The following is a 26,562-nucleotide window of genomic DNA, read 5'->3' as shown; positions in this document are numbered from 1 at the left end:
CAGTGGTATCCTGTGCGCCCATTTGCCGCCGACGCCCCATGGGCCTCGCGTAGCTTTGCCCGATTCAAGGTGATGCCATGACTACCCGCACCGAGGCCGTTAAAGCCTACCTGCTTGACCTGCAAGACCGCATTTGCAGCGCCCTGGAAACCTTCGAGACGGACACTCGCTTTATCGAAGACGCCTGGACCCGGCCAGCCGGCGGTGGCGGTCGCACCCGTGTGATGGAAAACGGTTCGGTGATCGAAAAAGGCGGCGTCAACTTTTCCCACGTGTTCGGCAGCGGTTTACCACCGTCTGCCAGTGCCCATCGCCCCGAGCTGGCCGGCCGTGGCTTTGAAGCGCTTGGCGTGTCACTGGTGATCCATCCGCATAACCCGCATGTACCGACTTCCCACGCCAACGTGCGGTTTTTCATCGCTGAAAAAGAAGGCGAAGAACCGGTGTGGTGGTTCGGCGGTGGCTTCGATCTCACCCCGTATTACGGCAATGAAGAAGACTGCATTCACTGGCACCGAGTGGCCGAGCAGGCCTGTGCGCCGTTTGGCCCGGATGTGTACGCACGCTACAAGGCCTGGTGTGACACCTACTTCCACATCAAGCATCGCAACGAACCCCGTGGCATCGGTGGGTTGTTCTTCGATGACTTGAACGAGTGGGGCTTTGACACCTGCTTCGCCTTCATCCGCGCCATCGGCGATGCCTACATCGACGCCTACCTGCCGATTGTGCAGCGTCGCAAGGCCATGGCGTACACCGAGCAACAGCGCCAGTTCCAGGAGTTCCGCCGGGGCCGCTACGTTGAGTTCAACCTGGTCTATGACCGTGGCACCCTGTTCGGCCTGCAATCGGGCGGGCGTACGGAGTCGATCCTGATGTCGCTGCCACCCCAGGTACGCTGGAGCTACGACTGGAAGGCCGAAGCCGGCAGCGAAGAGGCGCGCCTCACCGACTACTTCCTGCAAGACCGTGACTGGCTCGGCGTTGCCGCGCCCAAGGCGGCGGTGTGATGGACCGTTATGTCGTGTTCGGAAACCCCATCGGCCACAGCAAATCGCCGCTGATTCACCGTCTGTTCGCCGCCCAGACCGGCGAGCAGTTGGACTACAGCACGATGCTCGCGCCGTTGGAGGACTTCACCGCCTGTGCCCGTGAGTTTTTCCAACAGGGCCGTGGCGCCAACGTGACCGTGCCGTTCAAGGAGGAGGCTTACCGTCTGGCCAATACCCTGACCGAACGAGCCCAGCGCGCCGGTGCCGTGAACACCTTGAGCAAACTGGATGACGGCACCTTGTTGGGCGACAACACCGACGGCGCGGGCCTGGTGCGCGATTTGACGGTCAATGCCGGGCTGACCCTGCAAGGTAAACGCATTCTGTTATTGGGCGCCGGTGGCGCGGTACGTGGTGCGCTGGAGCCGTTGCTGGCGCAGCAACCCTCGTCGTTGATCATCGCCAACCGCACCGTGGAAAAAGCCGAGTTACTGGCTGAGCTGTTCGATGACCTAGGCCCGGTGTCTGCCAGTGGTTTCGACTGGTTGCGTGAGCCGGTGGACGTGATCATCAATGCCACGTCGGCCAGCCTGTCAGGCGATGTACCGCCGATTGCCGGCAGCCTGATAGAACCGGGCAAGACCTTCTGCTACGACATGATGTACGCCAAGCAACCCACCGCGTTCTGCCGCTGGGCGAGCGAGCAAGGCGCGGCGGTGGCGATGGATGGCCTGGGCATGCTGGTGGAACAAGCGGCAGAAGCCTTTTTGCTGTGGCGTGGTGTGCGCCCGGATTCGGCGCCGGTACTGGCCGAACTGCGCCGGCAATTGGCCTGATTCCACGCGCTGATGTGGGCACCGTTAATGTGGGAGCTGGCTTGCCTGCGATAGCAATAGGTCAGTTACCCATGTGCTGGCTGACCCACCGCTATCGCAGGCAAGCCAGCTCCCACAGTTTTGATCGGGTTCAGTCTTCAAAGTCGATGGGGCAGTTATCGGGCCCGTCGAGCTTTTTCAGCTCCTCAACCACCTGCGGCCTGGCCCCACGCAACGTCAAGCTACGGCCCAACCCCGCCAACCGCCGCGCCTCCTGATGCAGCATCTCCACCCCGGAATAGTCGATAAAGTTGATCTGCTGCGCCTCGATCACCACCCGCTCACCCTGCAAACGTTGCAAGCGAACTTGCAGGTAATGGCTGGCGCCAAAAAAGATCGAGCCGCCTACCCGCAACACATCCGCCTCACCGTCGCGCCAGTGTTGAACCCGTGGCTGCGACGTGCGCTTTAGGTAGAAAAACAGCGACGCCAGCACCCCGGCATAGATCGCCGTTTGCAGCTCCAACAACAAGGTGGCGACGCAGGTCAGGCTCATCACCACGAATTCGGCACGGCTGACCCGGAACAGCGCGCGAATGCCGCGGTGGTCCACCAGCCCCCAGCAAATCAGCAGGATGCTCGCCGCCATGCTCGGGATCGGAATATGCGCGATCAACGCTGCGCCAAATAACGCAAATAGCGCCACCCACAGGGCCGAAAACACCCCCGCCAGCGGCGAACAGGCGCCCGCCTCGTAACTGAGGCCCGAGCGGGTGAATGATCCGGCTGACAGGTAGCCGGAAAAAAATCCGCCCACGATGTTGGATAAACCCTGGGCGCGAACTTCCTGGTTGGCATCGAGCAGTTGTTGCGAGCGGGCCGACAGCGAACGGGCGATCGACAGGCTGGTCACCAACCCCAGCATCCCCACCGCCACGGCGCTGGGCAGCAGGCGCAACACCAGGTCCAGGTCCATCGGCAACGGGCTGAACGGCGGCAGTTTGCCGATGAACGAACTGACCCGTGCCACATGCCCGAACATCGCCGGCCACAACCATGCCACCAGGCTGCCCAACACCAAGGCGATCAACAGTGTCGGCCAGCGTGGCACCAGGTACTTGAGCAACATGCCTGCCAGCAACGTCCCCAGCCCCAGGGCCAGGGATGCCTGATCCCACTCGCCACGATGGTCGATCAACGCCAGCAGGCTGTTGATAGCCGTGGCCTGGCTGGGCAAATCCAACCCGAGCAGGTTGGGCAACTGCCCCAGGGCAATCACCACGGCGGCGCCGAGGGTGAAACCCAGCACCACCGAATGGGAGACAAAGTTCACCAACGCGCCAAAGCGCAGCAGGCCAAGCAACCACTGGAACACCCCGGCGAGGAAGGTCAGCAACAGGATGAGGGTGATGTAGTCCTGTGAGCCTGGCACGGCCAATGGGCTGATACTGGCGTAAAGCACGATGGAGATGGCGGCCGTGGGCCCGCAGATCAGGTGCCAGGACGAGCCCCACAGGCACGCGATCAACACCGGGATGATGGCGGCGTAGAGCCCGTATTCGGGTGGGAGGCCTGCGATCAGTGCGTAGGCAATCGACTGCGGCAGCGCAAGCACCGCGCCGCTGAGGCCGACGATGGCATCCCGGCCGACGCTGGCGCGGGTTTGGCGCGGCAGCCAGCGCAGGAAGGGCAAGAGTGTATGGCGGGTGGGCCGTGGCATCGCAGGCTCGGGTAAAGGGTTTTGGCAAGAATATCAATATGCATGGGTACTTGTGGGAGCTGGCTTGCCTGCGATGCTGGCGCCTCGGTGTGACAGGCATACCGGGGTGACGCTATCGCAGGCAAGCCAGCTCCCACAGGGGGCAGCGGCAGGCGTCAGAGTTTGGCTTTTACCACCGGCAACGCCTCCTGCCCATCCAGGGTTTTCACGCCCTCCAGCCACTGGTCCAGCACCGCCGGGTTGGCCTTGATCCATGCCTTCGCCGCCTGCGCATTGCTGACCTTGTTGTTGGCCACGTCGGCCATGATGCTGTTCTCCATGGCCTGGGTAAAAGTCAGGTTAGTCAGCAATTTGCCGACATTGGGGCAGGCTTGTGCGTAACCCTTGCGGGTCAAGGTGTACACGCTGCCGGTGGCACCAAAGTACTGCTCGCCGCCCTTGAGGTAGTGCATTTTCAGTTGCACGTTCATCGGGTGCGGAGTCCAGCCGAGGAAGGTGACGAAACGCTGTTTCTTAACGGCTCGCGAAACTTCCGCGAGCATCGCTTGTTCGCTGGACTCGATCAGCTTCCACTGCCCCAGGTCGAAATCATTTTTCTTGATGATCTCTTGCAACGAGATATTGGCCGGCGCGCCGGAGCCAATGCCGTAGATCTTCTTGTCGAACTTGTCGGCAAACTTGTTCAGGTCGGCGAAGTCATGCACCCCGGCGTCCCACACATAGTCGGGCACGGCGAGGGTGAACTCGGTGCCCTCCAGGTTCTTCGCCAGTTGCACCACATCGCCGTTGGCCACGAACTTGTCGTAGAAGCCTTGCTGCGCCGGCATCCAGTTGCCGAGGAAGACATCCACCTGGCCGTCTTTCAGCCCGCCGAAGGTAATCGGCACCGCCAGGGTATCGACCTTGGGTTGGTAGCCCATGCCCGTCAGCAGGAAACTGGTGATGGCGTTGGTGGCGGCAATATCGCTCCAGCCTGGATCGGCCATCTTTACCGTTTCGCAGCGAGTGTCTGCGTACACCTGGGCGCTGCTGAGCACCACCAAACTCAGTACCACGGTCAACTTTTGCATGGCCTTCCCTCTGTCTACTTATTGGTTTTGGCAGGGTTGTGGAAAACGTGCCTTGCGCTCCAGGTCATCGAGGTCGATATGGTTGCGCATGTACTGCTGACTGGCGTCTACCAGTGGCTGGTGATCCCAGCTCTTGAGTTTGCCTTGGGTCAGCGCTTCAAACACCAGGCGGCGACGGCGTTGGCTGGCGAGCACCTGTTGATGGATTGCCGGGATGTCCCATTTAGCCCGTGCTTCACGCAAAAACGCCTCGAACAGAGGGCGATGTTCGGCGCACTGGCTGAGGTTTTCCTGCTCGCGCGGGTCGTTGTGCACATCGAACAACAAGCAAGGGTCGTCTTCGCTGTAGATGAATTTGTAGGCGCCCCGGCGAATCATCATCAACGGGCTGACGGTGCCTTCGGCCATGTATTCGCCAAACACTTCGTCATGCCCGCCCTGCCCTTGCAAGTGCGGGACCAGTGAGCGGCCGTCCAGCGGCAAATGCGGGTCCAACGTGCCGCCGGCCAATTCCACCAGGGTCGGCAACAGATCGGCGGTCGATACGGCCTGGGTGACGCGGCCAGCGGCGAACTGCCCCGGCGCACTGACCAGCAGCGGCACGCGGGCGGCCATTTCAAACCAGTGCATTTTGTACCAGAGGCCGCGCTCGCCAAGCATGTCGCCGTGGTCGCCGGAGAAAATGATCAGGGTATCGTCGGCCAGGCCGGTGTCCTCCAGGGTCTGCAGCAGCTTGCCGACGTTGCTGTCGATGTAGCTGCAGGCACCGAAGTAAGCGCGGCGGGCGTCGCGGATCTTATCCACCGGCAGCGGTTTGTCCCACAAGTCATAGACCTTGAGCAGCCGCTGGGAATGTGGGTCAAGGTCGGCCTGGGGCGGCGTCGCGGGCAATGGGATCTCGGTGTCGGCGTACAGGTCCCAGAACGGCTTGGGAATGGTGTACGGGTCGTGGGGATGGGTCATCGACACGGTCAGGCAGAACGGCTGGTCGCCCTCCTCGCGGATATGATCGAACAGGTATTGCTGGGCCTTGAACACCACCTCTTCGTCGAAATCCAGCTGGTTGGTGCGCACACATGGGCCCGCCTGCAGTACCGAGGACATGTTGTGATACCAAGTAGGGCGTACGTCTGGCTCATCCCAGTTCACTGCCCAGCCGTAGTCGGCGGGATAGATGTCGCTGGTCAGACGTTCCTCATAGCCGTGCAACTGGTCGGGGCCGCAGAAGTGCATCTTGCCCGACAGCGCAGTGCGGTAGCCGAGGCGACGCAGGTAGTGGGCATAGGTCGGTACATCGGCGGGGAAATCGGCAGCGTTGTCGTAGGCGCCGATCTTGCTCGGCAACTGGCCGCTCACCAAGGTGAAGCGCGACGGTGCGCACAACGGGCTGTTGCAATAGGCGGCGTCGAACACCACACCTTGTGCCGCCAGGCGGCTGAGGTTGGGCAGCTTGATCGGGGAAGGCCCGTAGAACGGCAGCATCGGCGCGGCCATCTGATCGGCCATGATGAAAAGAATGTTCTTGCGCTTCATGGTTTCTCGGCATTCCATAGGCGGTGTTTATGCCAATGAGCATGCGGTCCATGAATACATGGGTAAAGCCCATACGCGGCAATGACTAGGATAAGTTGAGCTTATGTATGAAGCGCTGGGTGACCTCTCTCTCGATTTGCTGCGCGCCTTTGAGGCAGCGGCACGCCATCGCAGTTTCACCGCTGCCGCGATGGAACTGGGCACCACCCAACCGGCGGTCAGCCAGCAGATCAAGCGCCTTGAAGAGCAACTGGCGATCCGCCTGTTTGACCGCATTTATCGCGGCATCGAACTGACCGACGCCGGCGCCCTGCTGTTCGAGCATGTGCAAGGCGGCCTGCAGAACATCAACCAGGGCCTGGGCGCCATCACTCAACAAAGCCAGCATGAAGTGCTGCAAGTCGCCACCGACTTCGCCTTCGCCGCCTATTGGCTGATGCCGCGCCTGCATCGCTTCCACCAGGCCAACCCGCACGTGGATGTCAGCCTGGTCACCAGTGAGCGCAACCACGCTACCCTGCGCAGCGATATTGATGTGGCGGTGCTGTTTGGCGATGGCCGTTTCAAGCAAGGCGAGAGCCTGTGGTTGTTCAATGAGGAAGTGTTCCCGGTGTGCAGCCCGCAGTGGCTCAAGGAACAAGCTGCGCCCCTGACGGTGCAGACCTTGCAAGACTGCCCGTTGCTGCACCTGCGCCAGGAAAACAACAGCCAGTGGTTCGACTGGAACGGCGTGTTCCGCGAACTGGGTATCACGGCTGCGCCGACCCCTGGGCAATTGCGCTTCGACAACTACACCTTGCTGATCCAGGCCGCGATTGCCGGCCAGGGTGTCGCCATCGGCTGGCGCCACCTGGTGGATAACCTGCTGGAGCAGAATTGGCTGTGCCGACCGATCAGCCCCACGGTGACGTCGCGATTTGGCTATTACGTGGTGCAGCCCCAGCGCAAACGCCGTGGACAGTTGGTGGACCGCTTTGTCGAGTGGCTGGTGGCGGAACAGGCCAGCAGTGCGCAGTCGTTGACCGGGCTGGCCCTGCCGTCGATTGCGGTCTAGGATCGGCGCACAGTGGAACCGGAGTCCGTCATGCAACGTATCAAGGGCTACCACGCCCATATCTACTTCGACGCCAGCACGATCGAGCAGGCGCGCAGGCTCTGTGAAGACGCCGCCAGGCTGTTCCCGTTGCGCATGGGCCGCGTACACGAGCGGCCCGTAGGCCCGCACCCGGATTGGAGTTGCCAGCTGGCGTTCGAGCCGGAATATATCGGCGTGGTGTTGCCGTGGCTGGCGCTGCACCGTGATGGTCTGGTGGTGTTCCTGCACCCGGAAACCGGTGATGACCTCAAGGACCACACCGATTACGCCATCTGGATGGGCGCGATGCGCGAACTGGACCTGTCGATTTTTTAACCATCCCTACCCGATAAACCCGCGTCTTTCCCTAAGTAAAAACCGGAAGGGTTGTGGGATTTATCTTGTCTTGTCTCATTATATGGGATTGATATTTATATATTGAGATATCCTGCGCCCTAGGTTTATATTCGCCCATCTGCTTTTTTCAGCACCCACTCATTTCAGGTGAAGCGATGCAGGCGCAATTGATCGCGCTCGATTGGGGGACCAGCTCCCTTCGTGCTTACAAACTCGGCCCCGCGGGCGTTGTGCTGGAACAGCGCTCGCTGGCTACCGGCATCATGCATTTGCCCACAGAGCCTCGGGAAATTGCCGGTGTGCTGTGCACCGACGGCTTTGAACTGGCGTTCGATAGTGCCTGCGGCGATTGGCTCGACGCCCAGCCCGGGCTGCCGGTGATCGCGTGCGGCATGGTCGGCAGCGCACAGGGTTGGAGCGAGGCGGCCTATCGCAGCACGCCCGTGGATGTCGCCAGCCTTGGCCAGGCGTTGCATGGCATACGCAGCCTGCGCGGGGTGCAGGTGCACATCGTGCCGGGGGTGATCGAGCAAGTGGGGCTGCCCAATGTGATGCGCGGCGAAGAAACCCAAGTGCTCGGCGTGCTGCAAGGGCTTGGGCCCCAGGTGTTGATCGGCCTGCCCGGCAGCCATTCCAAATGGGTCGAGGTGGTGGAAGGCCGCATTACCCATTTCGATACCTTCATGACCGGCGAAGTGTTTGCGGTGTTGAGCAAGCACAGCATTCTGGGGCGTACCCAACAGGCCAGCGAGCAGTTCCAGGCCGAGGCGTTTGATCGAGGCGTGCACGTGGCGCTGTCCAACGATGGCCAGCGTGGCGTGCTCTCGACCCTGTTCAGTGCCCGTACCCTTGGGCTCACTGCGCAGCTGGCGCCCGACCAGCAACCCGATTACCTGTCTGGCCTGCTCATCGGCCATGAACTCGCCGGCCTGCCAGACTCCGCCAAACACCAGCCGATCATCCTGGTCGGCGCCGCTCCACTCTGCGCCCGCTATCAACGCGCCCTCGCCCTTTGCGGCTTTGCCCACGTCAGCCTGGCGCAAGAAGCCACCGAGCGTGGCCTGTGGCAACTGGCGCAAGCCGCCGGGCTTACTCGACCTTTAATGGAGGCCTGACATGCTCAAGCAAGCACTCGCACAAAACGGTTTGATCGCCATCCTGCGCGGCCTACGCCCCGACGAAGCCCAGGCGGTCGGCCAGGTGCTGTACGACGCGGGTTTTCGCGTGATCGAAGTGCCGCTCAACTCGCCAGACCCTTACACCAGCATCCGCACCCTGCGCGACAGCTTGCCCGCCGATTGCCTGATCGGTGCCGGCACGGTGTTGACGCCTGAGCAGGTCGAACAGGTCAAGGCGGCCGGAGGCCAGGTGATCGTCATGCCCCACAGCGATGCCAAGGTGTTGCGCGCGGCCAAAGCGGCGGGCCTGTACTTGTCGCCTGGGGTAGCCACGCCCACCGAAGCCTTTGCCGCGCTGGCCGAAGGCGCTGATGTGTTGAAGCTGTTCCCGGCCGAGCAAATGGGCCCTTCAGTGATCAAGGCATGGCTGGCGGTATTGCCGGCGGGCACGTTGCTGCTGCCGGTGGGCGGCATCACCCCGGACAACATGCAGGTGTTTACCGACGCCGGCGCCAAGGGCTTCGGATTGGGTTCCGGGCTGTTCAAGCCGGGCATGACAGTGGATCAGGTTGCGAGCCGTGCCCAGGCGTATGTCGCCGCCTGGAAAGCCCTCGGTTGAGAGCATATTCCGCGCCCACAGGCGCTGCATCTATAAGAGAGACAAGAGATGAAAATCACCAAACTGACGACCTTTATCGTTCCGCCGCGCTGGTGCTTCCTCAAGGTCGAAACCGACCAGGGTGTGACCGGTTGGGGTGAGCCTGTGGTCGAGGGCCGCGCTCACACGGTGGCCGCTGCCGTCGAAGAACTGTCCGACTACCTGATCGGCAAAGACCCACGCAACATCGAAGATATCTGGACCGTGCTCTATCGCGGCGGCTTCTACCGAGGCGGCGCGGTGCACATGAGCGCCCTCGCTGGCATCGACCAGGCGTTGTGGGACATCAAGGGTAAGGCCCTCGGTGTGTCGGTCAGCGATCTGCTGGGCGGCCAGGTGCGTGACAAAATCCGCGTGTACTCGTGGATCGGCGGTGACCGCCCCGCCGACACTGCCCGTGCCGCCAAAGAGGCGGTGGCCCGTGGCTTCACGGCGGTAAAAATGAACGGCACCGAAGAATTGCAGTTCGTCGACAGCTTCGAAAAAGTCGACCTGGCCCTGGCCAATGTCGCTGCCGTGCGCGATGTGGTCGGCCCTAACGTGGGGATCGGCGTCGACTTCCATGGCCGGGTGCACAAGCCGATGGCCAAGGTGCTGATGAAAGAACTCGACCCGTACAAACTGATGTTCATTGAAGAGCCGGTGCTTAGCGAAAACTACGAAGCGCTGAAAGAACTGGCACCGCTGACCAGTACGCCGATCGCCCTGGGCGAGCGCCTGTTCTCGCGCTGGGATTTCAAGCGCGTGCTCAGCGAAGGCTATGTCGACATCATCCAGCCGGACGCTTCCCACGCCGGCGGGATTACCGAAACCCGCAAGATCGCCAACATGGCCGAAGCCTACGACGTGGCCCTTGCCCTGCACTGCCCGCTGGGCCCGATTGCCTTGGCGGCGTGCCTGCAACTGGATGCGGTTTGCTACAACGCGTTTATCCAGGAGCAGAGCCTGGGCATTCACTACAATGAAAGCAACGATTTGCTCGACTACGTGCGAGACCCGGGCGTATTCGACTATGACCAGGGCTTTGTGAAGATCCCCAACGGCCCTGGTTTGGGCATTGAGATCAACGAGGAGTATGTGGTTGAGCGCGCGGCCATCGGCCATCGCTGGCGCAACCCGATCTGGCGCCATGCCGATGGCAGTTTTGCCGAGTGGTGATGCCTGACTGACGGAACGCGGTAAAACATGTGGGAGCGGGCTTGCTCGCGAATGCTGTGTGTCATTCAACACATCTGCGGCTGAACCACCGCATTCGCGAGCAAGCCCGCTCCCACATTTTTGATCCGGTTTCTTCAGTCAGCTCATTTTCAGACCTCAACAAACATATAAAAAGAGGCACCCCCCCCATGCACCCTGAATCCCTCACCGGGCAGGCTTCTTTAGTCACGCCTAGCAGAAAGCGCTTTTTCATCATGGTGCTGCTGTTCATCACCGTGGTCATCAACTACCTCGACCGCAGCAACCTGTCGATTGCTGCGCCCGCGCTGACCAGCGAGCTGGGGATCGACCCGGTGCAAGTCGGGCTGATTTTCTCTGCCTTCGGCTGGACCTACGCCGCCATGCAAATCCCGGGTGGCTGGCTGGTAGACCGGGTGCCGCCGCGCATTCTCTACACAGCGGCCCTGCTGCTGTGGTCGATTGCCACGGTGATGCTCGGTTTCGCCGCCAGCTTTATCGCGCTGTTCGTGCTGCGCATGGCTGTGGGCGCGTTGGAGGCACCGGCCTATCCGATCAACAGCCGTGTGGTCACCACCTGGTTTCCCGAGCGCGAGCGCGCCACGGCCATTGGCGTTTATACCTCCGGGCAATTTGTTGGCCTGGCGTTCCTCACCCCGGTACTGGCGTGGCTGCAACATCAGTACGGCTGGCACATGGTGTTTGTGGTAACCGGTGGCGTCGGCATCCTGTGGGCCGCGATCTGGTATGCGGTGTATCGCGAGCCCAAAGACTTCAAAGGCGCCAACGAAGCTGAAATCCAACTGATCCGCGACGGTGGCGGGCTGGTGGACATGCAGGCTAAAACCGTCAAGGCACCTTTTAGCTGGACCGACCTGGGCATTGTGCTGAGCAAACGCAAGCTCTGGGGCATCTACCTGGGCCAGTTTTGCCTGAACTCCACGCTGTGGTTCTTCCTGACTTGGTTCCCGACGTACCTGGTGAAATATCGCGGCATGGACTTTATCCAGTCTGGGTTGCTGGCCTCCTTGCCGTTCCTGGCCGCGTTTGTGGGCGTGCTGTGTTCGGGGGTGTTTTCCGATTGGCTGATTCGCCGTGGGGCGTCGGTGGGCTTTGCGCGCAAGTTGCCGATCATCAGCGGGCTGCTGATTTCCACGGCGATCATCGGGGCCAACTATGTGGACTCCACGGGGTGGGTCATCGCGTTTCTGGCGGTGGCGTTTTTCGGCAATGGCCTGGCGTCGATCACCTGGTCGTTGGTGTCGACCTTGGCGCCTGCCCGTCTGTTGGGGCTGACCGGTGGGGTGTTCAACTTTATCGGCAACCTGGCGGCGATTGCCACGCCTATCGTGATTGGCTTTCTGGCCAGTGGTTCGTCCTTTGCGCCGGCCATTACCTATATCGCGGTCTTGGCGTTGCTCGGCGCGCTTTCCTACATATTGCTGGTAGGCAAAGTCGAGCGGATCGAGTTGTAAAAAAGGGCGACCTTCGGGTCGCCCTTTTTCGTTCTACGGCACCGACATCTCGTTACGAAATACATTGTGCGGGTCCCAGCGCTGCTTGGTACGGCGCAAGCGGCTTTCGATCATCAGATCGGGAAAGAAGATTTTGTACCACTGGGGGTTTTTACCGTTGGCCGGATTACCGCCAGCGTAGGTCATGTCGAGGTCGGGATAATTGATGTAGCAGCCTTCGAACGCATCGTTGAGCGGCACGCCTTGAGCATCGGCAAACGCATTGACGTACAGCCCTCGGATCCAGTCAGCATGGGCCTGGTCCGCAGCGGCGCTGTCTCCGTGCCAGTAACACTGGGGTTGCCACTTGAGGAAGGACGAACGCTGGGCGGCCGACGACTCCTTGCGCACGGGCGCGCTGGCGGCGTTGATCTGGCCGCCGAAAGACTGGATCTGGATCAGGCTTTGTGTCAGGTGGTTGTCAGGGTCTGGCCAGGTCAGGGTAGTCCAGATGGCTTGTAGCACTTGGGGGCTGAACTCACCTTTCTGATAGGCCGACTTATAGCGCCCGCGCTGGTTGTCTCCCGCGCCATTCAAGGTTTGCTGGCACACCAGCCAATCCAGGCGCCGGGTCGCAGCTTGGGCGGACGACAGCGAGTTTATGGTGCGCCCGCGGGCTGTGCCAAGCGGCAAATGGACCACATGAAACGGTACCAGCGACTCGGTGGCAGGTAAGCCGATGGCCGTGAGCATCTTGTCGACAAAATCATCGAAGGGCGCACGGTCGTTCAGCTCACCCTCCTTGTCCACATAATGGATGCCCAGAGTGATATTGCCTGTGTGCTCGTGGCGCATTTCCAGTTTGGTCGCCAGGCCCCAGGTGTCCGGGTTGTTCTGGTGGCTGGCAAACCATAGCTGGTAAGCCACCAGCAGGTTGTTTAGTGCATCCTGGGTCAGTACTGACCAGTCCCATTCCAATACCAGCCACAGTACTTCTTTGGGGGCCGGTGGCAGGTCCTTGAAGTAATAGCTGGTGATAATGCCGAATTGACCGCCCCCAGCACCGCAGCACGCGGCGAACAGGTCCAATTCGTCCTGTTGGGTGCTGTCCCTGCTGACATGGCGCGGTTCGAGCCTTTTGCCTTGGCTGTCAGGCACCAGGATATCGACCCCGCTGAGCCAGTCACACACCAGTCCATACTTGCGCGACAGCAACCCGTAGCCGCCGCCGCAAATGTGCCCGCCCAGGCCAACTGAATAACATGAGCCGCCGGGCAAGGTCTTGTTGGCCTGCTTGTACAACGCGCTATAGCTGTCCCAGATCTGGCCGCCGGCCTCCAGGCGAAAGCGGTAGCGAAAGGGCTGCGTCGGGCTCAGTTCGGAGCCAATCTGCCCGCTGGCGTCGTACACCACTCGGCCCAGCGCGCTGATATCTAGGATCGACAGCACCTCATCCGGGCTGTCGGGCATCTTGTTGGCGACAAACCCTTCATAGCAATGACCGCCGCTGCGCACGGTGATGCGCCCATTGGGCAGGGCCAATGCCTGGGCGGCGGCGTCCATGATGTCTTGGGGGCTGCGGCACAGGTAAATCAGGTTGGCGCCATTGGGCGAGGACTGACCCTGCAGGTTGCCCAAGGGCCAGCGCAGGTTGAAGCCCTTTTGCAGGCTTGAGTGACGACGGTCTGAAACAGTGATGAGATCAAATGCCATGATGTACTCCTAAGAGCCAAGAATGACTTCTGATGCGGCTAACTTAACGACCGAGTGGCAAGGACTGCGGGGCTTGCGAAGGTGGTTAGACGGCAAAGGGCACGAAGTGCGTTAAAAAGGAGAGACGCGATGCCTAGCCTTGTGTAGGAGCGAGCTTGCTCGCGAAAAACGTCAACGATAACGCGTGTTCGCTGAATGAACGCGGCGCCTGTAAGTTTTTCGCGAGCAAGCTCGCTCCTACACATTAGGCGAGATGCCCGCCTCCTTCTGAAGCCTAGCGTATAAGTCGGTGATATTTGGACAGTCTGATCACCGACCGAACATGCACTTACTTACGTGCGTTGCGCACACCTTCCGACAGCGCCGCGCACAGCGTCAGCACGCCATCAATGGCTTGCTGGTCGTTCTTGGCCGTGGCGATGTGATCGATCAGCGCCGAACCCACTACCACCCCGTCTGCCAGGCGTGCGATGGCCGCTGCCTGCTCTGGTGTGCGGATACCAAAGCCGATGCTGATCGGCAGGTCGGTATGGCGGCGCAGGCGGGTCACGGCTTCTTCGACGTGTTCCAGGGTGGCGGCACCAGCCCCGGTTACACCGGCGACCGACACGTAATACACAAACCCGGAGCTGCCATTGAGCACAGTAGGCAGGCGCACGTCATCGGTGGTTGGCGTGGTCAGGCGGATAAAGTCGATGCCTGCAGCCTGGGCCGGGTCGCACAGCTCGCCGTTGTGCTCAGGCGGCATATCCACCACGATCAGGCCGTCGACGCCGGCTGCCTTGGCATCGGCAATGAACTGCGACACGCCATATTTGTGGATCGGGTTGAAATAACCCATCAACACCAGCGGGGTGTCGTTGTTGTCCTGGCGGAACTCGCGAACCATCTGCAGGGTTTTCAACAGGTTCTGCTTGGCGCCCAGGGCGCGGATATTGGCCAGTTGAATGGCCGGGCCGTCGGCCATCGGGTCGGTGAAGGGCATGCCCAGCTCGATCACGTCGGCGCCGGCGGCCGGCAAGCCCTTGAGGATCGCCAGCGAAGTGTCATAGCCGGGGTCGCCAGCGGTGACGAAGGTCACCAGGGCGGCACGGTTCTGTTCTTTAAGTTGCGCAAAGCGGGTTTGCAGGCGGCTCATCAGTGTTTCTCCTGCTTGGACTGTTCCATATGGTGCATCACGGTCTGCATGTCTTTGTCGCCACGGCCCGAGAGGTTGACCACCATCAGGTGATCCTTGGGCAAGTTTGGCGCGCGCTTGAATACTTCAGCCAGGGCGTGGGCGCTTTCCAGGGCAGGAATGATCCCTTCCAGGCGGCAGCATTTGTGGAAGGCTTCCAGGGCTTCGTCGTCCGTCACCGAGGTGTACTGGACGCGGCCGATGTCATGCAACCAAGCGTGTTCCGGGCCGATGCCGGGGTAGTCCAGGCCTGCGGAAATCGAGTGGGCGTCGATGATCTGGCCGTCGTCGTCCTGCAGCAGGAAGGTGCGGTTGCCGTGCAGCACGCCGGGTACGCCGCCGTTGAGGCTGGCGGCGTGCTTGCCGGTTTCAATGCCATGGCCGGCTGCTTCAACGCCGATAATTTCGACGCTGGTGTCATCCAGGAACGGGTGGAACAGGCCCATGGCGTTGGAACCACCGCCGATGCACGCCACCAGGCTGTCCGGCAGGCGGCCTTCCTGGGCTTGCAGTTGGGTACGGGTTTCCTTGCCGATCACGGCCTGGAAGTCCCGCACCATCGCCGGGTACGGGTGTGGGCCGGCCACGGTACCGATCAGGTAGAAGGTGCTGTCGACGTTGGTGACCCAGTCGCGCAGGGCTTCGTTCATGGCGTCTTTGAGGGTGCCGGTGCCGGCGACCACGGGGATGACTTCGGCGCCCAGCAGCTTCATGCGGAACACGTTGGCCTGCTGGCGTTCGATGTCGGTGGTGCCCATGTAGATCACGCATTGCAGGCCAAAGCGCGCCGCCACGGTGGCGGTGGCCACGCCGTGCATGCCGGCGCCGGTCTCGGCGATGATGCGTTTTTTGCCCATGCGCCGGGCCAGCAGGATCTGGCCGATGCAGTTGTTGATCTTGTGCGCGCCGGTGTGGTTGAGCTCTTCGCGCTTGAGGTAGATCTTGGCGCCGCCGCAGAACTCGGTGAGGCGTTCGGCAAAGTACAGCGGGCTTGGGCGCCCGACATAGTCGCGCTGGAAGTAGGCCAATTCTTCGTTAAACGCCGGATCTACCTTGGCCGCTTCGTATTCGCGGGCCAGGTCGAGGATCAACGGCATCAGGGTTTCAGCGACGTAGCGGCCACCGAACGCACCAAACAGGCCGTTGGCATCAGGGCCGTTGCGTAGATCGGTCTGGGACTGAGTCATGGGACGCTCCAGGAAAGAATGTGTTTAAAGGCAATGACGGTCACTCTACGCGTGACGCCTTGGCCTGAAAACCGATAAGATCGCAGCAACCTGTCAGGAAAACTCACAGATGAGCGGCGACCTTCCTCCCCTCAATGCCTTGCGCGCTTTTGAAGCCACCGCCCGCCTGAACAGCGTCAGCCAGGCTGCGGAGCTATTGCACGTGACCCACGGCGCCGTCAGCCGCCAGTTGAAAGTGCTGGAGGAGCACTTGGGCGTGAGTCTGTTCGTCAAGGACGGGCGCGGCCTTAAACTCACAGATGCGGGTGTAAGGCTTCGCGACGCGAGCGCGGAAGCTTTCGAGCGTTTGCGCGAGGTGTGCGCCGAATTGACCCAGCGCGGCGCCGATGCACCTTTCGTACTCGGCTGTTCAGGCAGCTTGCTGGCGCGCTGGTTTATCCCTCGGCTAGGACGGTTGAATGCCGACTTGCCGGATTTGCGACTGCACCTGTCGGCGGGCGAAGGCGATCTGGACCCGCGCCGCCCAGGGCTGGATGCCTTGCTGGTGTTCGCTGAGCCGCCGTGGCCGGCGGATATGCAAGTGTATGAGCTGGCCAGCGAACGTATCGGCCCGGTTATGAGCCCACGCTTCGCCGATTTTGAACAGCTTCGCCAGGCTCCGGCGTCGGCACTGGCCGAGCAAGCCTTGCTGCACACCACTTCAAGGCCGCAGGCCTGGCCCAGTTGGGCACGGCAACACGGCATCGAGCCCGGCGCGTTGAAACTCGGCCAGGGGTTTGAGCATTTGTATTATTTGCTGGAAGCGGCGGTTGCCGGGTTGGGCGTGGCGATTGCGCCAGAACCGCTGGTGGCAGAGGACCTGCGAGCGGGTCGCCTGGTGGCGCCGTGGGGCTTCAGTGAAACCCCTGCGCACCTGGCGTTGTGGCTACCCAAGCGCGCCGCAGATGGGCGCGCCGGGCAGTTGGCGCAATGGCTCAAGGCTGAGTTGCTGCGCCAACCGGTGTAACCGGTCAATCAGTCACCGCGTTTGCACAGCAGGTAAGCCGCCAGCAGGCCCAGTGCGCCAACGGCGACGCCAGCGGTCGTCCATGGATGCTCTTGAGCGTAGTCACGGGTGGCAGCGCTGGTTTCACGGATTTTGACTTTGCTTTCTTCGTAGGCGTCGCTGATCAGGTGACGAGAGTGCTTGAGCGCGTTCTCGGCATTGCTTTTCAAGGCCTTCAGCGTTTTGCGCGACTCATCGGACGCGTCGTCCTTGAGGCTCTCCAGAGATTTGAGCAGGCTCGAAATCTCGGCTTCCATGCTTTCCAGCGACGCTTTGCGTAAAGAAGTGTTGGCCATGTGGACATCTCCTGAAGTGATTGAGTGGCGTGTGTAGATACCGACTGCGCCGGTTTCAGAAAGTGCAGTAATTCTGAACTTTCGCCTCCCAACGGTCGCCTGAAGCAGTACGCACATTCGCTGCTAGTCTTGATTGACGACCTAAAGGAGAAATGCCATGAGTGATCATCACACGTACAAGAAAGTCGAACTGGTAGGCTCTTCCACCACCAGCATCGAAGACGCGATCAACAATGCCCTGGCCGAAGCCAACAAAAGCATCAAGCATCTGGAGTGGTTTGAGGTGACCGAAACCCGTGGTCACATCAAGGATGGCAAGGCTGCGCACTTCCAGGTCACGCTCAAAGTGGGATTCCGCATTGCCAGTAGTTGATCGGCAGAGTTGAACTTTGCCCGCTGGCCGATTGCCATAACCTGCGCTACAAACAACGGGTGCCGATGCGATGAGCGTCGGCACGCTCTTTTTGATCAGCGCAAGGAAAGTAACGGATGAAGACGTTTCTGTTGGCGGTAGGGTTGTTGAGCATTGCGGGTACCGCTATGGCGGCGGGCAAGCCTTGTGAAGAGCTGAAAAGCGAAATTGCCGCGAAAATCGACGCCAAGGGTGCTTCGGGGTATTCGCTGGAAGTGGTGGACAAAGGTGCTACGCCAAGTGACCACACAGTAGTTGGCACCTGCGAAGGTGGCACCAAGGAAATTGCCTACAAGCGCGGTTAATCTCGTGTTGTGGACATAAAAAACCGACGCAAGTGCGTCGGTTTTTTTCGCCTGGATTTCAGCCCTTCATCACTTGTGCAAGCAGCTCGTAGGAATGAATCCGATCGGCGTGCTCATACAGGTCACTGGTAAAAATCAGCTCATCGGCGCCGGTCTGCTCGATCAACACCTCCAGCTTGGCGCGAATCTTCGCCGGGCTGCCCACCATGGCCAAACCAAGGAAGCTACCGACCGCGTCTTTTTCATGGGGCAACCACAGGCCGTCCATGGTTTTGACTGGAGGGCGCTGCACCAGGCTCTGGCCGCGCATCAACGCGAGGATACGCTGGTACACCGAGGTGGCCAGGTAATCGGCCTGCTCATCGGTGTCGGCCGCCACCAGCGGAATGCCGAGCATCACGTAGGGTTTATCCAGCACGGCCGAAGGCTTGAAGTGATTGCGATACACGCGAATCGCCTCATGCATCAAGCGCGGTGCGAAATGCGAAGCGAAGGCGTAAGGCAAGCCCCGCTCACCGGCCAATTGCGCACTGAACAGGCTCGAACCCAGCAGCCACACCGGCACATTGGTGCCGGTGCCCGGTACCGCGATAACCCGTTGGTCGGGCGTACGCGGGCCCAGGTAGGCCATCAACTCGGCCACATCTTCGGGGAAGTCGTCGGCACTGCCGGAGCGTTCACGGCGTAGGGCGCGGGCGGTCATCTGGTCGGAACCGGGGGCGCGCCCCAGGCCCAGGTCGATACGGCCAGGGTAGAGGCTTTCCAGGGTGCCGAACTGCTCGGCGATCACCAGTGGCGCGTGGTTAGGCAGCATCACGCCGCCGGAACCCACGCGGATGGTCGAGGTGCCGCCTGCCAGGTAACCGAGTAGTACCGAGGTGGCTGAACTGGCGATGCCATCCATATTGTGGTGCTCGGCTACCCAGAAACGGTGGTAGCCGAACTTCTCCACATGCTGGGCCAGGTCCAGGGAGTTGCGCAGCGACTGCGCCGGGCTGCCGTTGGCGCGTACGGGCACCAGGTCGAGGGTTGAAAATTTTACGTCGGACAGCGATTTCATAAGCCTGCTTCTCCAATAGGGCGCACAGGCTTTTTTAAACGAGCCAAAACCTGCCGCTGCATGTGCATGTTCTATGCAATGAGGGCATATACCCGAGATTCAATAGGTGGTTCTGAAATTTCCTACTGGATTGCTAGGTTTTTCCGACAAGATGAACTTTGCCGTGGCGTCTATCCTCAGAACCCTTACCGACGCAAAACCACCGTTCGAGGAGAAAGCTATGAGTATCGTTAAAAAGGCATCCGCGCATTGGGAAGGCGACCTGAAGACTGGCCTGGGCTCCATTTCCACGGAAACCGGCGTGCTGCGCGAAGCGCCCTACGGCTTCAAGGCCCGTTTCGAGGGCGGCAAGGGTACCAACCCTGAAGAATTAATCGGCGCCGCTCACGCCGGCTGTTTCTCCATGGCGTTTTCCATGATTCTTGGCGATGCCGGGCTCAAGGCTGACAGCATCGACACCCAGGCCGAAGTGACCCTGGACCAGGTCGAGGGCGGCTTTGCGATTACAGCCGTGCATCTGATCCTGAAGGCCAAAATCCCAGGCGCGAGCCAAGCGCAGTTCGATGAACTGAGCAAAAAAGCCAAGCAAGGGTGCCCAGTGTCCAAGGTGCTGAATGCGACCATCACGCTGGATGCCACACTGGTCAACTGATGTAGCTGTTGCCTTGTGTGGGAGCAGGCTTGCTCGCGAATGCGGTGGATCAGCCGATATCTTCGGTGACTGACACTGCGTATTCGCGAGCAAGCCCGCTCCCACATTTTTAGTTCTGCGTTAAATCAGAACTCGTGTTTGCAAAATGTGGTCGAATAGCCCATGCAGCCTAGGCGCACACTCGTGCGCAGCGCATTCAGGGAGCTCCACACATGAAACGTTTTGCCTTGGCAATCATCTGCGGTGTATTGGCCACTTCGGCCGTGGCCGCGCCAAAAGATTGTGAAGAGCTCAGGAAAGAAATCGAAGTGAAGATCCAGGCCAAGGCGATTCCGTCCTACACCCTGGAAATCATCACCGCCGAAGAAGCCAAGAACCATGACGAAGCCATGATTGTCGGTTCGTGCGAAAACGGCACCAAGCGCATCATCTATCAAAAGAACAACGACTGACTCAGATGCAATTCACGCTGCGCTCTTCGGCCAATAACTGGCGGGCGGAGTCGTACAGCCGGATGTTGGGCGTGAACGCCAGTGAGCGCCCTTCCAGCACATAGCGCTGGCCGGCCTGAAAGTGGTCGTACTGCAGCGTCATGAAGCAGGTGCGATACATCATCTGGCTGAGGCCACCCAAACCGCCGCCGGCGGGCACTTCAAAGTCAAAGCGCACCATCAGCTCGTGAGGGCCGGGAGGCATTTGAAAAAAGCGCCCGTCGTCGAGGTTTTTTCCGTCCAGGCGCTGAGCCATCACCAACTTGGAACCCGGTGTCGGCGTGGTGAAATCGACCCAGGCCTGCTGCGGGTCCACAGGGGGGATGGGGGTAGAGGCGCAAGCGCTGAGGAATACAGCGGCGAGGGGAAGCACAAGCTGGCGCATGGCAGGTACTCAACACGAAGAGAGGCTTGAGTATAAACACGCCACGCCGTGGAAAAATCCCCTGCAAGCGCGATAGTCTGGCGAACCAATCACCCAGGAGCAGTCAGTGCATGATCAGGCGTTTTCTTCCAGGGCTGATGGTTGCGCTGCTCAGCGGCTGCTCCAGTGTCAGTTATTACGGCCAGTTGGCGAGCGGCCAGTGGCAGCTGTTGCGGGCCCGGGAGCCGGTAGCCGAGGTCATCGCTGACCCTGCTCGCCCGCCAGTGTTGCGCGAGCATCTGGCTCAAGCGCAGAAAGCCCGAGCCTTTGCCAGCGAACAGCTGCATCTGCCTGACAACCAAAGTTACCGGCTATATGCCGATATCGGCCGACCCTATGTGGTCTGGAATGTCTTTGCCACGCAGGAATTTTCTCTGTCACCACAGAACCATTGCTTTCCCATCGCCGGTTGCGTCGCCTATCGCGGCTACTACAACCAAGGCGCGGCGCGGGGCGAAGCGGCACTGTTGCGGCAACAGGGCATGGATGTGTCGATCGGTGGCGTGGAGGCCTACTCCACGCTGGGCTGGTTCAACGACCCGATCATGAGCTCGATGATGAGCTGGGGCGATGAGCGCCTCGCCACGCTGATCTTCCATGAGCTGGCCCACCAGCGCTTTTATGTGAAGGATGACACCGAGTTCAACGAGTCCTATGCCAGCTTTGTCGAGCAGGAAGGCACCCGACAATGGCGTGCGGCGCGGGGCCTGGCGCCTGTCGGCGATGCGGCGTTGAAGCAGCGTGACCAATTTATCCGGCTGATTCTCGATACCCGTAAACGCCTGGAGGCGTTGTACGCGCAGCCGTTGGCAGCGGACGCCATGCGCCGGGCCAAAGCGGCGCAATTCGAACAGTTGCGCAGCGAATACCGGCACCTGCGCGATAGCCAATGGGAGGGTGACAAGCGTTATGACGCCTGGATCAACCAGCCGATGAACAATGCCCGACTGTTGCCGTTTGGGTTGTATGACCAATGGGTGCCGGCGTTTGCGGCGTTGTTTGCGCAGGAAGGTGGGGATTGGGTGAAGTTTTATACTGCGGTGGAGCGGTTGGGTGGATTGCCGGTAGAGCAGCGGAAAGCGGCGTTGAGGCAGTTGGAGAGGGTTGGCCGTTAGGGCCTTATCGCAGGCAAGCCAGCTCCCACAGTTGACCGATTTTCAACATGAGGATGCGGTCAACTGTGGGAGCTGGCTTGCCTGCGAAAGCGCTCTTAAGACCGCTGCAAAAACGCCTGATGCATCTGGTCCAACGTCTCGAAATGCCAGGTCGGTGCCTCGGCATTCAGCTCTTCAAAACTCCCAAACCCATACCCCACAGCGGCCGAATCCAGCCCATTGCTGCGGGCCCCGATCAGGTCATGCTTGCGATCGCCGATCATCAAGGTGGTGGCCGGGTCCAGTCGTTCCTCACGCATCAAATGCGCGATCAACTCGACCTTGTTGGTACGCGTACCGTCCAACTCGCTGCCGTAGATCACCTTGAAGTGCTTGGCAAAGTCGAAATGCCGCGCAATCTCGCGGGCAAATTCCCACGGTTTGGAGGTGGCGACGTACAGCTGGCGCCCTTGGCTGTTCAGCTCTTCCAATAACGGCATGACACCGTCGAATACGCGGTTTTCATACAGGCCGGTAACCTTGAAGCGCTCACGGTAGAAATTCACCGCCTCCCATGCCTTGGCCTCGTCGAAGGCGTAAAACTGCATGAACGCCTGCAACAAGGGCGGGCCGATGAAGTGTTCGAGCTTGGTCAGGTCGGGCTCATCAATGCCCAGTTTGGCCAGCGCGTACTGGATCGAACGGGTAATGCCCTCGCGCGGGTCGGTGAGGGTGCCGTCCAGGTCGAACAGAACGGTGGGGTGATGCAGGGTCATTGATCGAATCCTTCGGCCAGGTGCAGGTCTTTGAGCTTCACGTAGTTCGCCGCGCTGTAGGTGAAAAAGGCGCGTTCTTTGTCAGTCAATGCGCGAATCTGTTTAACCGGGCTGCCCACATACAAAAAACCGCTCTCGAGTTTCTTGCCTGGCGGCACCAGGCTGCCGGCGCCGATGATCACGTCGTCTTCGACCACGGCGCCATCCATCACGATACTGCCCATGCCGATCAGGACGCGGCTACCCACGGTGCAGCCATGCAGCATGACCTTATGGGCGATGGTCACATCGTCGCCGATCAGCAACGGGAAACCCTCAGGATTGAACGGCCCGGCATGGGTAATGTGCAGCACGCAGCCGTCTTGCACGCTGGTGCGCGCGCCGATGCGGATGCGGTGCATGTCGCCGCGAATCACTGTCAGCGGCCAAACCGAGCTGTCAGTGCCGATTTCGACATCGCCGATCACCACCGCCGAAATATCGACAAACGCCCCGGCGCCGAGGGTTGGCGTGTGGTTCTGATAGGTGCGAAGGGTCACGATAGCCTCTCTCTCTTCTGCTGATAGCTGCGGTGGGTGTTGATTGTAATTAAGATGGCCCCATCTTTGTTCTACATGTTTCTTCAGCCAAGGTGCCCACCGTGAGCGCGAACAACCCTCTTTTGCAGTCCTACGACCTGCCGCCGTTCTCGGCGATCCGTGCCGAACACGTGCAGCCGGCCATCGAACAGATCCTCGCCGACAACCGCGTGGCAATCGCAGAGATCCTGCAAAGCCAGGGTAAAAATCCGACGTGGGCCGGCCTGGTCCTGGCCATGGACGAACTCAATGATCGCCTGGGTGCGGCCTGGAGCCCGGTCAGCCACCTCAATGCCGTGTGCAACAGCGCCGAACTGCGCGAAGCCTACGAGGCATGCCTGCCGGCCTTGAGCGCCTACTCCACCGAAATGGGCCAGAACCGTGAGCTGTTCCAGGCCTTCGAAGCCCTGGCCAACAGCCCGGAAGCCGCCGGTTTCGATGTGGCGCAAAAAACCATTCTGGAACACTCCCTGCGTGATTTCCGCCTGTCGGGCATCGACTTGCCGCCGGAGCAGCAAAAGCGCTACGCCGAGGTGCAGAGCAAGCTGTCTGAGTTGGGCAGCAAGTTCTCCAACCAGTTGCTGGACGCCACCCAGGCCTGGACCAAGCACGTCACCGATGAAGCCACCCTTGCCGGCCTGACGGACTCGGCCAAGGCACAAATGGCCGCCGCCGCCCAGGCCAAGGGCCTCGACGGCTGGCTGATCACCTTGGAATTCCCCAGCTACTACGCCGTCATGACCTACGCCCAGGACCGTGCCCTGCGTGAAGAGGTGTACGCCGCCTACTGCACCCGTGCGTCGGACCAAGGCCCGAATGCCGGTCAGAACGATAACGGCCCGGTGATGGAACAGATCCTCGACCTGCGTCAGGAACTGGCCCAATTGTTGGGTTATGCGTCGTTCTCCGAGCTGAGCCTGGCCACCAAGATGGCCGAGTCCAGCGACCAGGTGCTGAGCTTCCTGCGTGACCTGGCCAAGCGCAGCAAGCCGTTTGCCGCCCAGGACCTGCAACAGCTCAAGGCCTACGCCGCCGAGCAAGGCTGCCCTGATCTGCAAAGCTGGGACAGCGGTTTCTACGGCGAAAAACTGCGTGAGCAGCGCTACAGCGTGTCCCAGGAAGCCTTGCGCGCCTACTTCCCCATCGACAAAGTGCTGGGCGGCCTGTTTGCCATTGTGCAGCGCCTGTACGGCATCGAGATCGCTGAGCTCAAAGGCTTCGACACCTGGCACCCGGATGTTCGTTTGTTCGAAATCAAGGAAAACGGCGAGCACGTCGGGCGTTTCTTCTTCGACCTGTATGCCCGCGCCAACAAGCGTGGCGGTGCCTGGATGGACGGCGCCCGCGACCGCCGCCGCACCCTGGATGGCGTGCTGCAAAGCCCCGTTGCGAACCTGGTGTGCAACTTCACCCCGGCCGACAGCGGCAAGCCTGCCCTGCTGACCCACGATGAAGTCACTACCCTGTTCCACGAATTCGGCCATGGCCTGCATCACCTGCTCACCCGCGTGGAACATGCCGGCGTATCCGGTATCAACGGTGTGGCGTGGGACGCAGTGGAACTGCCGAGCCAGTTCATGGAGAACTGGTGCTGGGAGCCTGAAGGCCTGGCGCTGATCTCCGGCCACTACGAAAGCGGCGAGCCCCTGCCCCAGGACCTGCTGGAGAAAATGCTCGCGGCGAAAAATTTCCAGTCCGGCCTGATGATGGTGCGTCAGCTGGAGTTCTCGCTGTTCGACTTTGAACTGCACGCCACCCATGGCGATGGGCGCAGCGTGGCTCAGGTGCTGGAAGGCGTGCGCGATGAAGTCTCGGTGATGCGCCCACCGGCCTACAACCGCTTCCCCAACAGCTTCGCGCACATCTTCGCCGGCGGTTATGCGGCGGGTTACTACAGCTACAAGTGGGCCGAAGTGCTGTCCGCGGACGCGTTCTCCAAGTTCGAGGAAGACGGCGTGCTCAATGCCCAGACCGGGCGTGCGTTCCGTGAAGCCATCCTGGCGCGTGGCGGTTCCCAGGCGCCGATGGTGCTGTTCGTCGACTTCCGCGGACGCGCGCCGTCGATTGACGCACTCTTGCGCCACAGCGGCCTGAGTGAGGACGCAGCAGCATGAGTGAAGGGCCTGTGATCACCAAAAAGCAATTTATCGCCGGGGCTGTCTGCCCGGCGTGCAGCGAGCCGGACAAGTTGAAGATGTGGACCGAAGACAGCGTGCCGCACCGCGAGTGCGTGGCCTGTGGGTATACCGATACGCTGAATGATCAAGGCCTGTCGGTGCCCAAGGAATTGGGCACAAGGGTCAATACCTCCGCGTTGAAAGCCCAGGCTGACCCTAAAGTGCAGGCAGTGCAGTTCTTCCCAAACCCGAAGCTGAAAAAAGACTAACCCTGCACCCCCTGTAGGAGCGAGCTTGCTCGCGAAAAACGTTAACGAAAACGCGCGTTATCCTGGATAAGCGCGCCGCTGTTGAGTTTTTTGTGAGCAAGCTCGCTCCTACAGTTTTTTCTCTGCCTGGCCCGTTGTGGTGATCCAGTCTTTCATTGAGCACAACGCAAACGCGCTGGTGCTGCAATCCCCATTCGCCAAAGCTGTGCGCAACTTGTCGACATCGGCTCTCATCATGTAGCGAACGCCGTCCTTGAAACCATTGCTGCTGCCAAAGCCGCCCAAGGTCATCTCGTTCAGCGCATCCTCCTTGCTCCACCCCTGAACCACCACCCGATACATCGCTGCCATCAGGCCGGTGCGGTCGGCGCCGTGCTTGCAGTGCATCAACACCGGGCCATCGGCCTCTGCTGCCTGAATCGCCCTGATCGCCGCCAGCACGTCGGAATCGTCGACGTGGTTGGTGCGATAGCTCAACTGCACTTGTTTGATATCAGATGATTGGAGCCACTGCGCATCAGATTCCGGCAGGAAGTTGATGACCGTAGCGATCTTGAGCGTTTGCAACAGGGGCAGCGCACGCTCGTCCGGCAATGCGCTGCGATAGAGCGTGGGTGTCATTTGGTGCAGGTTGTATTGGTTACCCACCGGCTGGGCCCATTCCGGCGAGCGGATCGACGCAGCCTCATCGGCGTGTGCGGTGTTGAGCAGGCTCATGAACGCCAGGCCGAGAGCGAGCAGTATGCGTGTGTTGAACATGAACGTTGTGACCGAGCGAGGAAGTGGTTGATGGGCCACAGACTCACTCAAGGCGGGTCAATACGGCGTGAGGTCCGCGTCAAAGAATCGTGATACTTGCGATCTGATCCGGTGTTTTTGTCGCCGAATTGACGCCTCTCAATTCTTAGCCTGCTATCATTTGTAACTAATGTTTGCCATTGTGCTGTATCTGCTTGGATCCAATTAGCCGCAAAGCCTTCACGCTGCTCCCAGAAGCG

The 26,562-nt window shown here is 60.6% G+C and carries 28 protein-coding genes; 16 read left to right on the top strand and 12 right to left on the bottom strand.

All coding sequences use genetic code 11. The annotated features are described in order from the left end of the window. Window positions 1-77 precede the first annotated feature (77 nt). Window positions 78-1,010: an oxygen-dependent coproporphyrinogen oxidase gene (gene hemF / locus CRN80_RS08310; protein WP_003187281.1), complete on the top strand. Its 933-nt coding sequence runs from the start codon at window positions 78-80 to the stop codon at window positions 1,008-1,010. After that, the gene (aroE, locus tag CRN80_RS08305; RefSeq protein ID WP_032894361.1) at window positions 1,010-1,828 is read left to right on the top strand and encodes a shikimate dehydrogenase; all 819 of its coding nucleotides are present in this window, start codon (window positions 1,010-1,012) and stop codon (window positions 1,826-1,828) included. Before hemF ends, aroE begins: the two co-directional genes overlap by 1 nt. Before the next feature lie 130 nt (window positions 1,829-1,958). Here aroE and CRN80_RS08300 read toward each other — a convergent pair whose 3' ends face one another. From CRN80_RS08300 to betC, 3 genes are all read right to left on the bottom strand, one after another. Continuing rightward, window positions 1,959-3,527, bottom strand: a complete 1,569-nt coding sequence (locus CRN80_RS08300) for a SulP family inorganic anion transporter (RefSeq protein WP_032894360.1) — start codon at window positions 3,525-3,527, stop codon at window positions 1,959-1,961. Window positions 3,528-3,682: 155 nt separating this feature from the next. Next, window positions 3,683-4,597, bottom strand: coding sequence for a choline ABC transporter substrate-binding protein (gene choX, locus CRN80_RS08295; protein ID WP_098949939.1), 915 nt, complete (start codon window positions 4,595-4,597; stop codon window positions 3,683-3,685). 18 nt (window positions 4,598-4,615) lie between these two features. Beyond that, on the bottom strand, window positions 4,616-6,130 hold the full coding sequence (gene betC, locus CRN80_RS08290) for a choline-sulfatase (RefSeq protein WP_032894355.1): 1,515 nt from the start codon (window positions 6,128-6,130) through the stop codon (window positions 4,616-4,618). Window positions 6,131-6,233: 103 nt separating this feature from the next. Here betC and CRN80_RS08285 point away from each other — a divergent pair, with 103 nt between their 5' ends. From CRN80_RS08285 to CRN80_RS08260, 6 genes are all read left to right on the top strand, one after another. Then, window positions 6,234-7,184 (top strand): LysR family transcriptional regulator, encoded by a 951-nt coding sequence (locus tag CRN80_RS08285; protein WP_098949938.1) that lies wholly within the window; start codon window positions 6,234-6,236, stop codon window positions 7,182-7,184. Window positions 7,185-7,214: 30 nt separating this feature from the next. After that, window positions 7,215-7,541, top strand: a complete 327-nt coding sequence (locus CRN80_RS08280; RefSeq protein ID WP_044270228.1) for a DOPA 4,5-dioxygenase family protein — start codon at window positions 7,215-7,217, stop codon at window positions 7,539-7,541. A gap of 176 nt (window positions 7,542-7,717) precedes the next feature. Further along, a complete protein-coding gene (locus tag CRN80_RS08275) occupies window positions 7,718-8,677 on the top strand; it encodes a 2-dehydro-3-deoxygalactonokinase (protein ID WP_047712792.1) in 960 nt (319 codons plus the stop codon). A 1-nt stretch (window position 8,678) separates the two neighbouring features. Beyond that, window positions 8,679-9,299, top strand: a complete 621-nt coding sequence (locus CRN80_RS08270; protein WP_003187296.1) for a 2-dehydro-3-deoxy-6-phosphogalactonate aldolase — start codon at window positions 8,679-8,681, stop codon at window positions 9,297-9,299. Between the two features lie 48 nt (window positions 9,300-9,347). Further along, entirely contained in the window at window positions 9,348-10,496 is a 1,149-nt protein-coding gene (gene dgoD / locus CRN80_RS08265; protein ID WP_098949937.1) for a galactonate dehydratase, read from the top strand. Between the two features lie 188 nt (window positions 10,497-10,684). Continuing rightward, the gene (locus CRN80_RS08260; RefSeq protein WP_032894350.1) at window positions 10,685-11,989 is read left to right on the top strand and encodes an MFS transporter; all 1,305 of its coding nucleotides are present in this window, start codon (window positions 10,685-10,687) and stop codon (window positions 11,987-11,989) included. 33 nt (window positions 11,990-12,022) lie between these two features. Here CRN80_RS08260 and CRN80_RS08255 read toward each other — a convergent pair whose 3' ends face one another. The 3 genes from CRN80_RS08255 to trpB all read right to left on the bottom strand — a co-directional run bounded on the left by CRN80_RS08255 (window position 12,023) and on the right by trpB (window position 16,045). Further along, window positions 12,023-13,681 (bottom strand): BBE domain-containing protein, encoded by a 1,659-nt coding sequence (locus tag CRN80_RS08255; RefSeq protein ID WP_098949936.1) that lies wholly within the window; start codon window positions 13,679-13,681, stop codon window positions 12,023-12,025. A gap of 328 nt (window positions 13,682-14,009) precedes the next feature. After that, window positions 14,010-14,819: a tryptophan synthase subunit alpha gene (gene trpA, locus CRN80_RS08250; RefSeq protein WP_044270232.1), complete on the bottom strand. Its 810-nt coding sequence runs from the start codon at window positions 14,817-14,819 to the stop codon at window positions 14,010-14,012. Further along, a complete protein-coding gene (gene trpB / locus CRN80_RS08245) occupies window positions 14,819-16,045 on the bottom strand; it encodes a tryptophan synthase subunit beta (protein WP_014716306.1) in 1,227 nt (408 codons plus the stop codon). Before trpB ends, trpA begins: the two co-directional genes overlap by 1 nt. Window positions 16,046-16,154: 109 nt before the next feature. Here trpB and CRN80_RS08240 point away from each other — a divergent pair, with 109 nt between their 5' ends. Further along, entirely contained in the window at window positions 16,155-17,051 is an 897-nt protein-coding gene (locus CRN80_RS08240; protein ID WP_098949935.1) for a LysR family transcriptional regulator, read from the top strand. A gap of 8 nt (window positions 17,052-17,059) precedes the next feature. On the opposite strand, the gene CRN80_RS08235 is transcribed toward CRN80_RS08240, so the two are convergent. Next, complete coding sequence (locus tag CRN80_RS08235) at window positions 17,060-17,386, bottom strand: YqjD family protein (RefSeq protein ID WP_003187304.1); 327 nt, start codon at window positions 17,384-17,386, stop codon at window positions 17,060-17,062. 157 nt (window positions 17,387-17,543) lie between these two features. Between CRN80_RS08235 and CRN80_RS08230 the strand changes: the two genes are divergently transcribed. Continuing rightward, complete coding sequence (locus tag CRN80_RS08230) at window positions 17,544-17,759, top strand: dodecin (RefSeq protein ID WP_005783406.1); 216 nt, start codon at window positions 17,544-17,546, stop codon at window positions 17,757-17,759. Between the two features lie 116 nt (window positions 17,760-17,875). Then, entirely contained in the window at window positions 17,876-18,103 is a 228-nt protein-coding gene (locus CRN80_RS08225) for a DUF1161 domain-containing protein (protein WP_032894345.1), read from the top strand. Window positions 18,104-18,161: 58 nt separating this feature from the next. Here the strand turns inward: CRN80_RS08225 and CRN80_RS08220 are convergent, their stop codons facing one another. Beyond that, window positions 18,162-19,163 carry an LLM class flavin-dependent oxidoreductase gene (locus CRN80_RS08220; protein ID WP_032894344.1) on the bottom strand — a complete coding sequence of 334 codons (1,002 nt, stop codon included), beginning with the start codon at window positions 19,161-19,163 and terminating at the stop codon, window positions 18,162-18,164. A 220-nt stretch (window positions 19,164-19,383) separates the two neighbouring features. On the opposite strand from CRN80_RS08220, the gene CRN80_RS08215 reads away from it, so the two are divergent. Together CRN80_RS08215 and CRN80_RS08210 are read left to right on the top strand one after the other, a co-directional pair. Then, window positions 19,384-19,815, top strand: a complete 432-nt coding sequence (locus CRN80_RS08215) for an OsmC family protein (protein WP_098949934.1) — start codon at window positions 19,384-19,386, stop codon at window positions 19,813-19,815. 212 nt (window positions 19,816-20,027) lie between these two features. Beyond that, entirely contained in the window at window positions 20,028-20,267 is a 240-nt protein-coding gene (locus CRN80_RS08210; protein ID WP_003187312.1) for a DUF1161 domain-containing protein, read from the top strand. Between the two features lies 1 nt (window position 20,268). Here the strand turns inward: CRN80_RS08210 and CRN80_RS08205 are convergent, their stop codons facing one another. After that, on the bottom strand, window positions 20,269-20,691 hold the full coding sequence (locus CRN80_RS08205; protein ID WP_098949933.1) for a hypothetical protein: 423 nt from the start codon (window positions 20,689-20,691) through the stop codon (window positions 20,269-20,271). Window positions 20,692-20,801: 110 nt separating this feature from the next. Here CRN80_RS08205 and CRN80_RS08200 point away from each other — a divergent pair, with 110 nt between their 5' ends. After that, the gene (locus CRN80_RS08200; protein ID WP_098949932.1) at window positions 20,802-21,845 is read left to right on the top strand and encodes an aminopeptidase; all 1,044 of its coding nucleotides are present in this window, start codon (window positions 20,802-20,804) and stop codon (window positions 21,843-21,845) included. Between the two features lie 95 nt (window positions 21,846-21,940). Here the strand turns inward: CRN80_RS08200 and CRN80_RS08195 are convergent, their stop codons facing one another. Together CRN80_RS08195 and CRN80_RS08190 are read right to left on the bottom strand one after the other, a co-directional pair. Next, the gene (locus CRN80_RS08195) at window positions 21,941-22,600 is read right to left on the bottom strand and encodes an HAD family hydrolase (protein WP_098949931.1); all 660 of its coding nucleotides are present in this window, start codon (window positions 22,598-22,600) and stop codon (window positions 21,941-21,943) included. After that, on the bottom strand, window positions 22,597-23,139 hold the full coding sequence (locus CRN80_RS08190) for a gamma carbonic anhydrase family protein (protein WP_098949930.1): 543 nt from the start codon (window positions 23,137-23,139) through the stop codon (window positions 22,597-22,599). The genes CRN80_RS08195 and CRN80_RS08190 overlap by 4 nt, the downstream gene beginning before the upstream one ends. Window positions 23,140-23,240: 101 nt before the next feature. Between CRN80_RS08190 and prlC the strand changes: the two genes are divergently transcribed. After that, on the top strand, window positions 23,241-25,292 hold the full coding sequence (prlC, locus tag CRN80_RS08185; RefSeq protein ID WP_098949929.1) for an oligopeptidase A: 2,052 nt from the start codon (window positions 23,241-23,243) through the stop codon (window positions 25,290-25,292). Then, window positions 25,289-25,564 (top strand): YheV family putative zinc ribbon protein, encoded by a 276-nt coding sequence (locus CRN80_RS08180; RefSeq protein WP_098949928.1) that lies wholly within the window; start codon window positions 25,289-25,291, stop codon window positions 25,562-25,564. The genes prlC and CRN80_RS08180 overlap by 4 nt, the downstream gene beginning before the upstream one ends. Window positions 25,565-25,672: 108 nt before the next feature. Here CRN80_RS08180 and CRN80_RS08175 read toward each other — a convergent pair whose 3' ends face one another. Then, window positions 25,673-26,323: a dual specificity protein phosphatase family protein gene (locus tag CRN80_RS08175; RefSeq protein ID WP_098949927.1), complete on the bottom strand. Its 651-nt coding sequence runs from the start codon at window positions 26,321-26,323 to the stop codon at window positions 25,673-25,675. Window positions 26,324-26,562: the final 239 nt, after the last annotated feature.

Origin of the sequence: Pseudomonas sp. FDAARGOS_380 (assembly GCF_002591235.1) — a bacterium.
GTDB lineage: Bacteria > Pseudomonadota > Gammaproteobacteria > Pseudomonadales > Pseudomonadaceae > Aquipseudomonas > Aquipseudomonas salmasensis.
Note: the sequence above shows the minus strand (reverse complement) of the source record. Positions and strands in the feature narration are given on the sequence as shown.

Bases quoted from the DNA above. Each gene is read 5' to 3' on its own strand.
- hemF (WP_003187281.1), top strand. From the start codon at position 78: ATGACTACCCGCACCGAGGCCGTTAAAGCCTACCTGCTTGACCTGCAA.
- aroE (WP_032894361.1), top strand. From the start codon at position 1,010: ATGGACCGTTATGTCGTGTTCGGAAACCCCATCGGCCACAGCAAATCG.
- CRN80_RS08300 (WP_032894360.1), bottom strand. From the start codon at position 3,527: ATGCCACGGCCCACCCGCCATACACTCTTGCCCTTCCTGCGCTGGCTG.
- choX (WP_098949939.1), bottom strand. From the start codon at position 4,597: ATGCAAAAGTTGACCGTGGTACTGAGTTTGGTGGTGCTCAGCAGCGCC.
- betC (WP_032894355.1), bottom strand. From the start codon at position 6,130: ATGAAGCGCAAGAACATTCTTTTCATCATGGCCGATCAGATGGCCGCG.
- CRN80_RS08285 (WP_098949938.1), top strand. From the start codon at position 6,234: ATGTATGAAGCGCTGGGTGACCTCTCTCTCGATTTGCTGCGCGCCTTT.
- CRN80_RS08280 (WP_044270228.1), top strand. From the start codon at position 7,215: ATGCAACGTATCAAGGGCTACCACGCCCATATCTACTTCGACGCCAGC.
- CRN80_RS08275 (WP_047712792.1), top strand. From the start codon at position 7,718: ATGCAGGCGCAATTGATCGCGCTCGATTGGGGGACCAGCTCCCTTCGT.
- CRN80_RS08270 (WP_003187296.1), top strand. From the start codon at position 8,679: ATGCTCAAGCAAGCACTCGCACAAAACGGTTTGATCGCCATCCTGCGC.
- dgoD (WP_098949937.1), top strand. From the start codon at position 9,348: ATGAAAATCACCAAACTGACGACCTTTATCGTTCCGCCGCGCTGGTGC.
- CRN80_RS08260 (WP_032894350.1), top strand. From the start codon at position 10,685: ATGCACCCTGAATCCCTCACCGGGCAGGCTTCTTTAGTCACGCCTAGC.
- CRN80_RS08255 (WP_098949936.1), bottom strand. From the start codon at position 13,681: ATGGCATTTGATCTCATCACTGTTTCAGACCGTCGTCACTCAAGCCTG.
- trpA (WP_044270232.1), bottom strand. From the start codon at position 14,819: ATGAGCCGCCTGCAAACCCGCTTTGCGCAACTTAAAGAACAGAACCGT.
- trpB (WP_014716306.1), bottom strand. From the start codon at position 16,045: ATGACTCAGTCCCAGACCGATCTACGCAACGGCCCTGATGCCAACGGC.
- CRN80_RS08240 (WP_098949935.1), top strand. From the start codon at position 16,155: ATGAGCGGCGACCTTCCTCCCCTCAATGCCTTGCGCGCTTTTGAAGCC.
- CRN80_RS08235 (WP_003187304.1), bottom strand. From the start codon at position 17,386: ATGGCCAACACTTCTTTACGCAAAGCGTCGCTGGAAAGCATGGAAGCC.
- CRN80_RS08230 (WP_005783406.1), top strand. From the start codon at position 17,544: ATGAGTGATCATCACACGTACAAGAAAGTCGAACTGGTAGGCTCTTCC.
- CRN80_RS08225 (WP_032894345.1), top strand. From the start codon at position 17,876: ATGAAGACGTTTCTGTTGGCGGTAGGGTTGTTGAGCATTGCGGGTACC.
- CRN80_RS08220 (WP_032894344.1), bottom strand. From the start codon at position 19,163: ATGAAATCGCTGTCCGACGTAAAATTTTCAACCCTCGACCTGGTGCCC.
- CRN80_RS08215 (WP_098949934.1), top strand. From the start codon at position 19,384: ATGAGTATCGTTAAAAAGGCATCCGCGCATTGGGAAGGCGACCTGAAG.
- CRN80_RS08210 (WP_003187312.1), top strand. From the start codon at position 20,028: ATGAAACGTTTTGCCTTGGCAATCATCTGCGGTGTATTGGCCACTTCG.
- CRN80_RS08205 (WP_098949933.1), bottom strand. From the start codon at position 20,691: ATGCGCCAGCTTGTGCTTCCCCTCGCCGCTGTATTCCTCAGCGCTTGC.
- CRN80_RS08200 (WP_098949932.1), top strand. From the start codon at position 20,802: ATGATCAGGCGTTTTCTTCCAGGGCTGATGGTTGCGCTGCTCAGCGGC.
- CRN80_RS08195 (WP_098949931.1), bottom strand. From the start codon at position 22,600: ATGACCCTGCATCACCCCACCGTTCTGTTCGACCTGGACGGCACCCTC.
- CRN80_RS08180 (WP_098949928.1), top strand. From the start codon at position 25,289: ATGAGTGAAGGGCCTGTGATCACCAAAAAGCAATTTATCGCCGGGGCT.
- CRN80_RS08175 (WP_098949927.1), bottom strand. From the start codon at position 26,323: ATGTTCAACACACGCATACTGCTCGCTCTCGGCCTGGCGTTCATGAGC.